Origin of the sequence: Porphyromonas uenonis DSM 23387 = JCM 13868 (assembly GCF_000482365.1) — a bacterium.
Taxonomy (GTDB): domain Bacteria; phylum Bacteroidota; class Bacteroidia; order Bacteroidales; family Porphyromonadaceae; genus Porphyromonas; species Porphyromonas uenonis.
On sequence record NZ_AXVC01000023.1, the window covers coordinates 46,673 to 61,179 of the forward strand.

Annotated in this window: 10 protein-coding genes; all 10 read left to right on the forward strand. The window is 54.4% G+C overall.

The annotated features are described in order from the left end of the window. The first annotated feature begins 170 nt into the window (after positions 1-170). The 10 genes from serC (at position 171) to L215_RS0101650 (ending at position 14,259) form a co-directional block, all read left to right on the forward strand. Complete coding sequence (gene serC, locus L215_RS0101605; RefSeq protein ID WP_004331663.1) at positions 171-1,253, forward strand: 3-phosphoserine/phosphohydroxythreonine transaminase; 1,083 nt, start codon at positions 171-173, stop codon at positions 1,251-1,253. Positions 1,254-1,355: 102 nt separating this feature from the next. Further along, entirely contained in the window at positions 1,356-2,276 is a 921-nt protein-coding gene (locus L215_RS0101610) for an NAD(P)-dependent oxidoreductase (RefSeq protein WP_025883777.1), read from the forward strand. A 92-nt stretch (positions 2,277-2,368) separates the two neighbouring features. Then, positions 2,369-3,613, forward strand: coding sequence for a DUF1015 domain-containing protein (locus L215_RS0101615; RefSeq protein ID WP_025883775.1), 1,245 nt, complete (start codon positions 2,369-2,371; stop codon positions 3,611-3,613). Positions 3,614-3,963: 350 nt separating this feature from the next. Beyond that, entirely contained in the window at positions 3,964-4,551 is a 588-nt protein-coding gene (locus tag L215_RS0101620) for an L-threonylcarbamoyladenylate synthase (protein ID WP_025883774.1), read from the forward strand. 64 nt (positions 4,552-4,615) lie between these two features. Beyond that, positions 4,616-6,001, forward strand: coding sequence for an exopolysaccharide biosynthesis polyprenyl glycosylphosphotransferase (locus L215_RS0101625; protein ID WP_025883772.1), 1,386 nt, complete (start codon positions 4,616-4,618; stop codon positions 5,999-6,001). A 10-nt stretch (positions 6,002-6,011) separates the two neighbouring features. After that, on the forward strand, positions 6,012-7,808 hold the full coding sequence (locus L215_RS0101630; RefSeq protein WP_025883771.1) for a chloride channel protein: 1,797 nt from the start codon (positions 6,012-6,014) through the stop codon (positions 7,806-7,808). A gap of 10 nt (positions 7,809-7,818) precedes the next feature. Then, positions 7,819-8,793, forward strand: coding sequence for a methionyl-tRNA formyltransferase (fmt, locus tag L215_RS0101635; protein ID WP_025883769.1), 975 nt, complete (start codon positions 7,819-7,821; stop codon positions 8,791-8,793). Positions 8,794-8,825: 32 nt separating this feature from the next. Beyond that, a complete protein-coding gene (locus tag L215_RS09150) occupies positions 8,826-10,112 on the forward strand; it encodes a 3-phosphoshikimate 1-carboxyvinyltransferase (RefSeq protein ID WP_025883767.1) in 1,287 nt (428 codons plus the stop codon). A gap of 18 nt (positions 10,113-10,130) precedes the next feature. Next, complete coding sequence (locus L215_RS0101645) at positions 10,131-11,792, forward strand: DEAD/DEAH box helicase (RefSeq protein ID WP_025883766.1); 1,662 nt, start codon at positions 10,131-10,133, stop codon at positions 11,790-11,792. 310 nt (positions 11,793-12,102) lie between these two features. After that, positions 12,103-14,259, forward strand: coding sequence for an elongation factor G (locus L215_RS0101650; RefSeq protein ID WP_027451237.1), 2,157 nt, complete (start codon positions 12,103-12,105; stop codon positions 14,257-14,259). Positions 14,260-14,507 lie beyond the last annotated feature (248 nt).

Here is a 14,507-nt window from a genome sequence, read left to right on the forward strand (position 1 = left end):
TGGAAATAGTTTGTTTCTCCACTTTAATTCCGTATCTTTGTGGGGGCAAAGAGAGGAGACTCTAAAAAGCTTTCCCTTTGTCCCTTCTAAACAAAGCAAAAAGAGGTCCAAGCGACCATTCATTGCTCTGATATACAAGCATATAATCCCAAAACAATAAATATAGTAAGATGAAAAAGCACAACTTCTATGCTGGTCCCTCGGTACTGAACCGTGGCGTGATCGAGCGCACTGCTGATGCGGTGCTGAACTTTGCTGACATGGATCTCTCACTCCTTGAGATCTCACACCGCAGCAAGCAATTCCAAGCTGTAATGGACGAGGCCGTAGCTACTTTCAAGGAGCTACTGGACATCCCCGAGGGTTACGAGGTACTCTTCCTCGGTGGTGGTGCTAGCCTCCAGTTCTATATGGTACCGCTCAACCTCATGGGCAAGAAAGCAGCTTACCTCAACACGGGTACGTGGTCTACCAACGCTATCAAGCAGGCTGGCTTCGTAGACAAGGTATTCGGTACAGAGACCGTTGTTGTCGCTTCTTCAGAGGACAAGAACTTCACCTACATCCCTAAGAACTTCACTATCCCCGAGGATGTAGACTACTTCCACTACACCTCCAACAATACCATCTACGGTACAGAGATCCGCAAGGATTTCGACTGCAAGGTGCCTCTTGTAGCCGATATGAGTAGTGATATCTTCTCTCGTCCAGTAGACGTAAGCAAGTACGACTGTATCTACGGTGGTGCTCAGAAGAATATGGGCCCTGCAGGTACGACCTTCGTAGTAATCCGCAAGGACGCTCTAGGCAAGATCGACCGTCCACTACCTACGATGCTCGACTACCAGACGCACGTCAAGAAGGGTTCTATGTTCAATACACCTCCTGTCCTACCTATCTACACCTGCCTCCAGACCATGAAGTGGTACAAGGAGATGGGCGGTGTCAAGGCTATGGAGCAGCGTGCTAAGGAGAAGGCTGACGCTCTCTACACAGAGATCGACCGCAACAAGCTCTTCCGTGGTACCGTCGAGGCTGAGGATCGCTCTCGCATGAACGTATGCTTCGTCCTCAACGATGAGTATGCAGAGCTACAGGATGACTTCTTCAACTTCGCTACCGAGCGCGGTATGGTAGGTATCAAGGGTCACCGCTCTGTAGGTGGCTTCCGTGCATCTCTCTACAACGGCCTCGAGATGGAGAGCGTACAGGCTCTGATCAAGGCTATGCAGGACTTCGAGAAGAAGCACTAATCTCTCATTACTTACATAACACTATCTGTCCTACCCCGCAGCACCTCACACCAACAGGGGGTCTACGGGGTAGGCGTTTAAATAAAGATATCACTCAATACTATGACTAAAGTACTTATCGCAACTGAGAAGCCCTTTGCACCGGTCGCTGTGGATGGCATTCGCAAGATTGTAGAGGGTGCTGGCTTTGAGCTAGTACTCCTAGAGAAATATACAGAGCGTCAGCAGCTCCTTGACGCTGTCAAGGATGTAGACGCTATCATCGTACGTAGCGACAAGGTCCAGGCTGACGTCTTTGAGGCTGCTAAGAATCTCAAGATCGTCGTACGCGCTGGTGCTGGCTATGACAACGTAGACCTAGAGTCTGCTACCAAGCACAATGTCTGCGTGATGAACACGCCCGGACAGAACTCTAACGCTGTCGCTGAGCTCGCTTTTGCGCTCATGCTTGCTATGGTTCGCAACCACTTCAACGGCAAGTCTGGCTCTGAGCTCAAGGGCAAGAAGCTCGGTATCCAGGGCTTCGGACACATCGGTCGTTGCCTAGCTAAGATCGCTCAGGGCTTCGGCATGAAGGTCTACTATAACAAGCGTCACCGCCTCGATGCCGCTGAGGAGAAGGAGCTCGGGCTCACCTACTGCAGCCAGGAGGATCTCTTCAAGCAGTGCGACATCGTATCGCTCAATACGCCTAAGACCGCTGAAACTGTCAAGAGCATCAACGGCAAGTATGTCAAGATGATGCCTAAGGGTGGTGTCATCGTCAATACAGCTCGCAAGGAGATCATTGACGAGGAGTGCTTCCTAGCAGCTCTCAAGGAGCGCACGGACGTACGCTACGCTACCGACATCGAGCCTGACATGCACGAGGAGTACCAGAAGGAGCTACAGGATCGCTACCTAGCTACCGCTAAGAAGATGGGCGCTCAGACTGCTGAGGCAAACATCAACGCTGGTCTTGCTGCTGCTAACCAGATCGTCGGCTTCATCAAGGATGGTTGCGAGACCTTCCGCGTCAACTAATCTGTAGACGACTTAGAGACTTTGGTCTCCTCACCTAGAGGGGACCGAAGTCTCTCTTTCTTTTCACTCTCACCCCACAAAGACTCTCTATTATGGCTATAATCAAACCATTCAAAGGATACAGACCACCTCAAAACCTTGTTGAGAAGGTCAACTCTCGTCCCTACGACGTGCTAAACTCTGACGAGGCACGCAAGGAGGCTGAGGGCAACCCCATGTCTCTCTACCACATCATCAAGCCGGAGATCAACTTCCCCGTAGGCACCGACGAGCACGACCCCAAGGTCTACGACGAGGCTGTCAAGCAGTATCAGCACTTCAAGAAGGAGGGCTGGCTCGTACAGGACAACAAGGAGTGCTACTACGTCTATGCTCAGACGATGAACGGCAAGACACAATATGGTCTCGTCATCGGCGCTTACGTCGAGGACTACCTCAACGGCGTCATCAAGAAGCACGAGCTCACACGTCGTGACAAGGAGGAGGATCGTATGAAGCACGTCCGCATCAACAATGCGAACATTGAGCCGGTCTTCTTCGCTTACCCTGACAATGCTGAGCTAGACAAGATCGTTGCTAAGTATACGGCCCAGAAGCCTGTCTACGACTTTGTTGCTAACGACACCTTCCAGCATCAGTTCTGGATCATCGACAATGATCAGGATATCAAGCGCATCACCGAGCTATTTGGTCAGATGCCCGCTCTCTACATCGCTGACGGTCACCACCGTAGTGCTGCTGCTGCGCTCGTAGGTGCTGAGAAGGCTAAGCAAAACCCCAATCACCGTGGTGATGAGGAGTACAACTACTTTATGGCTGTTGCCTTCCCCGCTAATCAGCTCACCGTCATCGATTACAACCGTGTCGTCAAGGACCTCAACGGGCTCACCAGCGAGGAGTTCCTCAAGAAGCTCGAGAAGGACTTCGTCGTCGAGAAGAAGGGCACAGAGATCTACAAGCCCGCTAAGCTGCACAACTTCTCGCTCTACCTCGATGGCAACTGGTACTCACTCACCGCTAAGCCAGGCACCTACGATGACAGCGATCCTATCGGCATCCTAGACGTCACCATCTCGTCGAATCACATCCTCGATGAGATCCTCGGCATCAAGGATCTACGTAGTGACAAGCGCATCGACTTCGTCGGTGGTATCCGCGGTCTCGGCGAGCTCAAGAAGCGTGTCGATTCAGGCGAGATGAAGGTCGCACTAGCCCTCTACCCCGTCACGATGAAGCAGATCATGGACATCGCTGACACGGGCAACATCATGCCACCTAAGACCACCTGGTTCGAGCCTAAGCTCCGCTCTGGCATCGTCATCCACGAGCTCAGCTAAAGCACGACTTATCTATAGACGATTAGGGGGACTGTACCTTTCGCGGTGCGGTCCCCTTTTTCTATTCTGTTGTGGCAACCGCTTATCGGTCAGAATAGCGTAACTATCAGTGCACTAGTATGAAACCATAGTTCCAACTAGGTGAAACTGGAGTTTCATGCGGGAGAAACTGGAGTTTCATATGGGAGAAACTGTGGTTTCATATGGGAGAAACTGTAGTTTCATATGGGAGAAACTAGAGTTTCATCCGTGTGGCACTGATTTCTCTAGCGGTATCCCGACTGATTTTGTACCTTTGTGCTGGAAGTCTCCCCAATGTGGTGGAGACATTTACCTCTCTAGATAGCTTTATGAATCAAGTATCTCCTTCTCCTGAGACTCTATCGGCAGCGCGTGAGGCGGTCGATGTATTACAGCGTGGTGGTATCATCCTCTACCCTACCGACACGATCTGGGGCTTGGGATGCGATGCAACCAATGAAGAGGCGGTGGATCGTCTCTCGGCTCTCAAGGGTCGCCCCACGGGCAAGCCTATGCTGATGCTGGTCGATAGTGACATGCGGATACCATCCTATGTGCGCACGGTGCCATCGATGGCGTACCAATTGATCGATGTGGCGGTGCGTCCGCTCACCATTATCTACCCCGAGGGGCGCAATGTAGCGCCGCAACTACTGGCGGACGACGGCTCGATTGGGATACGCATCGCGAGCGATACGCTCTGTCAGGAAATCTGCCGACTGCTACGCCGACCGCTCGTCTCCACCTCGGCCAATCTGGCGGGAACTACTTCACCGCACAACTACTCGGAGATCGACCCAGAGCTGATCAAGCTGGTCGACTATGTGGTCCCGCTACGCCAAGAGGAGCACATCGACGGGATGCCCTCAGACATTATCAAGCTGGGGCTCAATAATGAGGTGCGGGTCATTCGCTAGGTAATAAGGTTGGTCAAAAGCCACTAAACGGCCTTTTAGCGGCTCCTAATTGCTACTCCATCTTATGAGCAAGAAGTCTCGACAAGCTACAGTACGTCTGCGCTACATCGTCTCTGACCTTGTGGCAGTACTGCTGGCAACGACACTCTTCAACGTGGTGCGCTACGTGGTCGAGGATCAGAGCGCGACCTTTGGCGAGTTGTCTCTCTTCCTCTTCAACACGAAGATGTACTGGGTGACGCTCGTGGTGGTGCTCTTCTGGATGGGCTTCCTGACGCTCTCGGGATACTATAATAAGGTATTGGCGAAGAGCCGCATCGACGAATTTTTCCTGACGGCTGGGAGTGTCTTCGTGGGGGTGGTCATCGAGTACCTCTTCCTCGTGGTGGACGATGTGATCGATGGGCGCAGTGCGCATCTACTTCTCTTTGCGCTACTCTACTTGACGCACTTCCTCCTTATCTATGTGGGTCGTCTGGCAATCACCTTACAGCAGATTAAGTATGACCGTATGCCGGAGCATTGGCCGAACATCCTGCTCATCGGTACGCCTGAGGTGATGGATAAGCTGCAGGCGGTGCGTATGGAGATGCACTACCACGCTGTGGCTGAGCTACCCTTCGGCTCTGAGCCTGTCACGCTAGAGCAGGTGCAGGCGATACTGGAGGGGCAACCGATCGAGGCAATCTATATGGTGGCCAATGAGGCGGATACGCTACGAGCTACGCATCTGCTCTATGAGCTGTACCGCTGCAAGCTACCGATCAAGATATATCTAGAGGGGGTGATGGGTGTACGCTCCTCGCTACAAGCGCGTACGCTCCGTGGGCTACCGCTACACGATGTGACGCAGACGCAGATGAGCGAGATGGAGCAAAATGTGAAGTGGCTCTTCGACCGTCTCTTCTCGCTAATCTTGCTACTGCTTCTGTCGCCTCTCTTTGCAGTACTGGCGGTCTTGGTTCGGCGCTCTTCGGAGGGTCCCGTCTTCTACCGTCAGGAGCGTGTGGGGCGTGGTGGCAAGCCTTTTTGGATCTATAAGTTTCGCACGATGTATACGGACGCAGAGGCTGCTGGTCCCCAGCTTAGCCATGAGGGAGACAAGCGAGTCACACCTCTGGGAGCCAAGCTGCGCAAGTACAGACTAGACGAGCTGCCCCAGTTTTACAATGTATTGCGAGGCGATATGTCTATCGTAGGGCCTCGTCCCGAGCGCACTTACTACATCAAGCAGATCCTCGAGCGGGCACCCTACTACTACCTCCTGCACCAGCTACGCCCAGGCATCACATCGTGGGGAATGGTGCGGTACGGCTATGCCTCGACGGTTGATGAGATGGTCGAGCGACTCTACTACGACTGGCTCTACTACGAGCATATGTCGATCAAGCTCGACCTAGCGGTGCTGCTCTGCACGGTGGGTACTATTATCAAGGGAAAAGGAAAGTAACACGGCTTCGATGACGACTACGACTACACGCATATCACTACTACAACGCTTTATCCTGTGGCGAGAGGCTCACATCAGTGAGCGCATCTTCGTACTGATCTTATCTTTTATCATCGGTATCCTGACAGCCCTCGCTGCCTTCGCGCTCAAACAATTGATCGGCACGATACAGCATCTTCTGATGCCCGCTATACGGCAGGCTAATGCGTGGTATCTGATCCTGCCTCCTATCGGTGTACTGCTGACAGCTGGCGTGGTCAAGCTCTTCATCCGTGACGACATAAGCCACGGCGTGACGAAGGTGCTGGGCGCTATGTCACAGCGCAAGAGTCGTATCAAGCCACACAATATGTGGTCGTCGCTCCTAGCTAGTTCGATCACCATCGGCTTCGGTGGATCGGTCGGTGCCGAGTCGCCTATCGTGATGACGGGAGCCGCCATCGGAAGCAATACGGGACGACTCTTCAAGCTGGAGCAGCGTCAACTGATGCTCCTCGTGGGGTGTGGTGCTGCGGGAGCTATTGCTGGTATCTTTAAGGCACCCATTGCGGGCTTGGTCTTTGTGGTGGAGGTGCTACTCCTCGACCTGACGCTCAGCAGTGTGCTACCGCTACTGATTAGCTCGGTCACATCGGCTACGACCGCTTACCTGCTGACGGGGCAGCAGGCGATGTTCTCCTTTTATCAAAACGACCCCTTTACAGCGGAGCGCATTCCCTACGTGATCCTGCTCGGTATCGCCTGCGGCTTCACCTCGCTCTACTTCTCCAAGGTGATGTTTGCACTGGAGAGTTGGCTCAAGAGGCGCAGAAACTTCCTCAAGCGTTACGGCATCTCGATGCTCATTCTGAGTGTGGCTATCTTCCTCTTTCCTCCGCTCTTTGGCGAGGGTTACAACACGCTCAGCGACCTGATGGCGGGACAGTACAGCTCCGTGACGGACAATAGTATCTTCGCCTCCTTCGGGAGTAACTACTGGGTCATCTTCGCCTTCCTCCTCTGTACGATGCTGGTCAAGGTCTTTGCTTCCGTAGCAACCAATAGCGGTGGCGGGTGTGGCGGACTCTTTGCGCCTAGCCTCTTCGTGGGGGGCTTGTGTGGCTTCGTCTTTGCCTATGCGCTAAACTTCTTTCCCTTCATTGAGGTCTACCTACCGCAGAAGAACTTTGTCCTCATGGGCATGGCAGGTGTGATGGCGGGCGTGATGCACGCTCCGCTGACGGGGACCTTCCTCATTGCCGAGCTGACGGGTGGCTACAACCTCCTCTTGCCACTCATGCTGGTTGCTATCTGCTCCTACGGGACGATCCGCATCTTCATGCCTCACAGCATCTATTCACTCCGCTTGGCGCAAAAGGGCAAGCTGATGACCCACAGCAAGGATCAGGCGGTTCTCACGGTGATGAGCATTGACAATGTGATCGAGACGGACTTTGATAAGGTCTACCCCGATATGACGCTCGGCGAACTGGTTCAGGTGGTGGGGCATGCGAAGCGCAATCTTTTTCCTGTGGTGGAGCGTGAGACAGATAAGCTCCTTGGAATCGTTTCGCTCGATGATATACGCAATATCATGTTTCGCCCTGAGCTGTACGATCGCTACAAGGTGAATCGTATCATGGTTTCCCCGCCAGCCCGCATCCAGAGCGATATGCACATGGACCACATCATGCACCTCTTTGACGAGACCAAGGCGTGGAACCTCCCTGTCGTAACGCCCGAGGGGCAGTACCTCGGCTATGTCTCCAAGTCTAAGATATTCAACACCTATCGAGAGGTGCTCAATGTCCTCTCACCTGACGAATAAACAGCTAGCTATGAAGAAAGATCAAGTCCGCATCATCTTTTACGGCACCGCCCCCTTTGCGACGGCTTGCCTAGAGCGTCTCGTCGACGAGGGCTACCCTATTGTCGCTGTGGTCACGGCTCCTGACAAGCCTGCGGGACGTGGGCACCGCCTACAGCCCTCTGCGGTCAAGGTCTGTGCGACCAAGCTCGGACTACCTATATTACAGCCGACAAACCTACGAGACGAAGCTTTCGTCCAGCAACTCTCGGAGCTAAAGCCAACGCTCGGCGTGGTGGTTGCCTTCCGCATGCTACCTCGTGAGGTGTGGAGCCTGCCCCCGTGGGGGACGGTCAATATACATGGTTCGCTACTCCCGCAGTATCGTGGCGCTGCTCCGATCAATTGGGCACTAATCAATGGCGAAAGCGAGACGGGCGTGACCCTCTTTCAGCTACGTCACGAGATCGATACGGGAGATATCATTGCCGCTTCGGCTTGTCCGATCGAGTCGGAGGACAACTTCGGCACGCTTTACGACAAGCTGATGGCTCTGGGTGCTGAGCTACTGGCTCACGGCTTGAGCTTGCTAATGCAACACGAGGGTCGCTACCCGCAAGCACTACCGCAAGAGGAGCGTACTGACCTGCGCCCTGCGCCTAAGCTTACGAAGGAGAATACGCGCATCGACTGGCACCAGTCAGCGCACGAGATACATAACCTGGTACGTGGCTTGGCGCCTCAGCCTGGCGCCTGGACGATGCTAGAGCTCCCCAACGAAGAGCCTCTCCTTGTCAAAATCTACGCTACCACGACTACTCAGCAAGAAGCGAACGAGCGACCCGTGGGACAGTGCCTCTCTCCTCGCAAAGGTCAGCTAGCCGTGCAGTGTGGCGATGGACTGCTCCTCATCGAGCAGCTAAAGCCTCAAGGCAAGAAGCTCCTCTCGGCACGTGACTGGCTCAATGGACTCAAAGCCTCTGTCGAGGAGGCGCGCTTCGTCTAGTCGCTTCCATACAAGCAAGTAGCACAATCCTAGTGACCCCACAGCTATCCATCACCCTGCCCCCCTCGAAGAGTCTCTACAATCGGCTCTTTGTGATGGCACGACTGGCGCACCGCCCCATTCCCTCACTGTGGCATCAGCTAGACCTCTGCGAGGACTTGGCAGTGATGCTGCACGCTTCGGGGAGTAGCGAGCAGCGCATATCCGTAGGTGCTTCGGGTACGGCTATGCGCCTCCTGACGGCACTCTTTGCTTTGACCACAGAGCGCGAGGTTTTGCTGGTCTCGCCAGTTCGTCGTATGACGGAGCGACCACTGGCACAGCTCATCGCACTACTCTCTCAACTCGGAGCCAATCTCACCCAACCTGCGTCTCAGGAGCCTGTCGAAGGGCTCTACCCACTGGTGTGCATTCGTCCTATGAACCCGCAGCAGAAAGGTCTACTCCCCACGCTAACCCTGCCGAGCGGACTAGAGAGCAGCCAGACAGTCACCGCCCTCCTCCTCATTGCTCCCTATCTGCCCCACGGACTAGCCCTTCGCTGGCAAGACGACCAGCTCCCCAGTGCCTCTTACATCCAGTTGACCTGCTCCTTAATGCAGACGTGCGGTATCGACCTCTCGCTAGATCGCCACGGGATCTATGTCGCTCCAGGAGCCTACTGCGAGGCAACACTCACACGCCTTCTCTCGCACCCCATCGGCGACTGGTCCTCGGCGCAGTACCCTCTCCAGTGGGCGCTCATGACGCCACGACCCTGCCAGCTTTTCTTGACCAACGTCCCAGCACAGAGCTTGCAACCCGACGCCCGAGCCTTAGAACTGCTACAGATCTCCCCCGAATGGCTAAGCGCAGGCGACGACACCCTCTGCTTTGACAGCGAGTTCCTGCAGAAGCATCTGCGTAAGCTCACGTTTGGGAGTATTTCCCTGTCAAACAATCCAGACTTCGCCCCCACACTCATTGCCCTCCTCCTCTACTATCAGAAGAAAGCGCAGCTCCGTGGACTGGACCACCTACGCCTCAAAGAGAGCGACCGCATCGCCCTCATCCTGCGCAATGGCGAGCAGCTCGGTTATCAGCTCAGCTACGAGACAGATCGGGGCTTTTGCTTAGCCAGTAGCGCACCTAGCTCCGTTCACACTCCCGTACCCATTGCCACAGATGCCGACCACCGCATGGTGATGGCGTGGGCTCCTTTCGCCTGGTATCACCAGCTACAGATTGAGACCCCGCAGGCAGTTGACAAGAGCTACCCTACCTTCTGGCAAGACTTTCGCAAGCTCTGCGAGGTCATTGCGACACCTTTATATATATGAGCACGAATCCCTTTCACTATGACCTTTGACACACTAGACCTTTCGCCCGAACTCCTTCGTGCCACCACCGACCTAGGCTTCTCCGAGCCGATGCCTGTACAGCAGGAGGTCATTCCATACCTATCCACTCATCGAGGAGATCTGATCGCGCTCTCCAAGACCGGCTCGGGCAAGACTGCCGCCTACGGACTACCCCTCTTGGAACGCATCATCCAGACAAAAGGCTCCGCACCTTGTGGACTCATCCTCACGCCAACACGAGAGCTGGCAATACAGGTGCAGAGCGACTTAGTCGCTTTGGCAAAGTACACCTCCGTTCGCCAAATCCTAGCACTCTACGGTGGCGCCTCCATCGAAGAGCAGATCCGTCAGCTCGCCAAGGGATACCATATTATAGTAGCCACTCCTGGCAGACTATGCGACTTGCTCAGGCGCAAAGCTGTCAAGCTACGCAAGGTCTCAGTTGTCGTCCTCGACGAGGCAGACGTGATGCTCGACATGGGCTTCCAGCGAGATCTGCAGGAGATCCTGCAGGCGGTACCGCAGCAGGTAGAGCATTGGCTCTTTTCCGCCACGATGAGCCGAGAGGTGCGGGAGATAGCGGACAACTATATCAGCGATGCCCACGAGGTGCAGATAGGTGCGCTCAATAAAGCGAATGCGGACATCAAGCATCTCTACGTAGCGGTCCCAGCACGGCACAAGTATGCTGCGCTGAAGCGTGTCGTCGACTACTACCCCAATATCTACGGAATCATCTTCTGCCGTACCCGTGCCGAGACCAAGGAGATCGCCGAGTGGCTCATACGAGATGGGTACAATGCCGATGCGCTACATGGCGACCTTAGCCAAGCGCAGCGGGATATGGTGATGAACCGCTTCCGCATACGCAACCTGCAGTTGCTCGTTGCGACCGACGTGGCAGCACGAGGACTTGATGTAGACGATGTGACTCATGTGCTTCACTACGGTCTGCCCGCCGATCCCGACAGCTACACACACCGTAGCGGACGCACCGCCCGTGCCGGCAAGACGGGTCTCTCGATAGCCATTTGCCATCTACGCGATAGCAAGCAGATACGCATCATTGAGCAGCACGCCGGCATTCGAATTGAGTCGATGCCTCTGCCCTCTGGTCAGGAAATTTGTAAGAAGCAACTCTTCGCCCTAGCGACCAGGATCGAGTATGCCGACAGCAACGAGCACGGCACCCAGTACGATGAGCTACTCAATGCGATCGTGCAGAAGCTCGCTTGGCTCCCTCCCGAGGAGATCATACGTCGTGTCCTCACGCTGGAGGCGGACCGTATCATGCGCTACTATGCCAATACGCCCGATCTCTCGGCACAAGAACTGGCCACCGAAGAGCCTAGGTATAAGACAAAAGGTTCCCCCGAGGAGCATCGCAAAGCACCCAAAAAGCGTAGTCGCACCGACCTACCGCCCATGACCTCGCTAAGGATCAACCTCGGCAAGCGTGACAAGCTCTATCCGAACCGTCTCCTAGAGTTGATCAACCGCACGCTCCCCTATAAGATTACCATTGGCAAAATAGATCTCAGTCCCAGCTACAGTTACTTTGAGGTAGCTAGCGAATGGGCCGAGACAGTCGCAGCAGCCCTGAGCGAAGAGGAGTACAACGGGCGCCCCATCCGTGTCACCATACAGAAGGATCGGTAAAAGCCACAAGCCTGTAGCACTACCTGCTCTCACTAAAAGCATAGCCAAAAGAGTCGCCAGTCGCTCTCTTTTCCACGCTCAGGTACCTTTTAGGTATTGCAAAATTGTGAATTATTTGCTACCTTGCGACAAGTTTAGTGAGAGGCTAGTCAAGTAAGCCTGAGTAAGGGGAGAAACAAAGCATAAGGGACCACTCCTTTCACCCACCTTCGAGTAGCACATTCGCTAGACTTACACATTGACAATCGCTGCGCTAGGTAGCGACGTCTAGGAGGTTGCAATCAAATTATTCACTCTAATATAACAGGCTATGCAATTGTATCAGACATCAGACATTCGGAACATCGCCGTCATCGGCGGCTCGGGTAGCGGCAAGACAACTCTTGCCGAGGCTATGCTCTTTGAGAGTGGCGTCATCAAGCGCCGCGGGACTATCGAAGCACAAAATACCGTGTGCGACTACTTCCCCGTAGAGAAGGAGTATGGCTATACCGTTTTCTCCACCCTATTTAGTGTCGAGTTCGCTAATCGCAAGCTCAACTTCATCGACTGCGCAGGCTCCGATGACTTCGTCGGTGGTACTGTCGCTGCACTCCATGTGACCGACTCGGCTCTAGCTGTGGTCAATGCTAAGGAGGGCGTCGAGGTTGGTCTGGTCAATCAGATGCGTATTATAGAGCAACTGCATAAGCCTGTGCTCTTTACCATCAATCAGCTAGATAGCGACAAGGCAGACTACGACAGCACAGTCGCTGGGCTCAAGGCTCGCTACGGTGGCAAGGTGGTCGTCATACAGTATCCCGTACAGGAGGGTCCTGACTTCCACCAGGTGGTCGACGTGCTCAACATGAAGATGTACCAGTGGAAGCCTGAGGGCGGCACTCCCGAAGAGCTAGAGATTCCTGCAGATCAGCAGGCACGCGCTGAGGAGCTACGCCAAGCACTGATTGAGTCAGCTGCTGAGCACGAGGAGCACCTGATGGAAACCTTCTTTGAGAAGGGGTCGCTCGACGAGGAGGAGATCGTGCAGGGCATGCGCAAGGGTATTGTCCTCGGCGATATGTATCCCGTCTTCTGCGTCAGTGCACTCAAGGATATGGGCGTACGTCGTACGATGACCTTCCTCGGCGATGTAGCGCCTCGCGTCACCGAGTCTGCGCTACCCGTTACGACGGAGGGCGTAGAGGTAGTTCCCGATGCTACCGCTCCCGTGAGTCTCTACTTCTTCAAGAGCACCGTGGAGCCGCATATTGGTGAGGTCTCTTACTTCAAGGTCATGAGCGGTACACTCAAGGAGGGTATGGATTTGACCAACGCTAAGAACGGCTCTAAGGAGCGCCTCGGCCAGATCAATGTGGTGGCTGGTGCGCAAAAGGAGAAGGTCAGCCAGCTCGTCGCTGGAGACTTCGGCGCTGCTGTAAAGCTCAAGGATGTACGTCGTGGAGCCACCCTCAACGATAAGGGCCTGGACTATCAGTTCCCCAACATCGAGTATCCTGCCCCCAAATATCGTCGTGCTATCGTACCTGTCAATGGTGCCGATGCGGAGAAGCTAAGCGAGGCTCTCACACGTATGCAGGAGGAGGACCCCACATGGATCGCTCAGCAGAGCAAGGAGCTACGCCAGCTCATTGTGTATGGTCAGGGAGAGTTTCACCTGCGTACGCTCAAGTGGCGACTGGAGAACAATGACAAGATCCCTGTCACCTTTGAGGAGCCACGTATCCCCTACCGTGAGACTATCACGAAGGCTGCACGCGCTGACTACCGTCACAAGAAGCAATCAGGAGGTGCTGGGCAGTTTGGCGAGGTGCATCTGATTGTCGAGCCTTACGAGGATGGCAAGGAGCTACCGAGCGTCTTCCGCTTTAACAACCAGGAGTTCAAGATCACCCCTCGAGACACCCAGACCGTCGAACTAGCCTGGGGTGGCAAGCTAGTCTTTGTCAATAGTGTCGTAGGTGGCGCTATCGACAACCGCTTCATGCCAGCTATCCTCAAGGGTATTATGGAGCGCATGGAGCGTGGTCCGCTGACGGGCTCCTATGCTCGTGACGTGCGTGTGATCGTCTACGATGGTAAGATGCACCCCGTAGATAGCAATGAGATCTCCTTCATGCTGGCTGGGCGCAACGCCTTTAGCGAAGCCTTCCGCAATGCAGGTCCTAAGATCCTCGAGCCTATCTACAGCGTCAATGTGACCGTGCCCGCAGACTACCTCGGTGATGTGATGAGCGACCTGCAGGGACGCCGTGCACTGATCATGGGTATGAGTAGCGATGGTAACTACGAGCAGCTCTCTGCCAAGGTGCCTCTCAAGGAGATGAGCGACTACTCAACTTCGCTCAGTTCGCTGACGGGTGGACGCGCCTCGTTTGTCATGAAGTTTGACGCTTATGAGCTCGTACCGTCAGATGTACAGGAAGCACTTCTGAAGGCCTACACAGAGGAGAGCGAGGAGGAGTAACAGGCGGCTTCCTGCGACTCTACTAAGTCTAAGAGCGGTCTCAAGTCACGACGACTTGAGGCCGCTCTCTCTGTATGCTCTCGGGAGCGTAGTCGACAGCTCTCCCCAAAGGCAGCATTTAATGCTTCGTATCGTGCTGATTCCTTAGTAGATACGAGTTCCAAAAAGAGTTCCCCTCTTGGAACTTTTTAGTTCCAAGGCAGGAACTCTTCAGTTCCAACGGAGGAACTTCTAAATCCCTAGGGAGG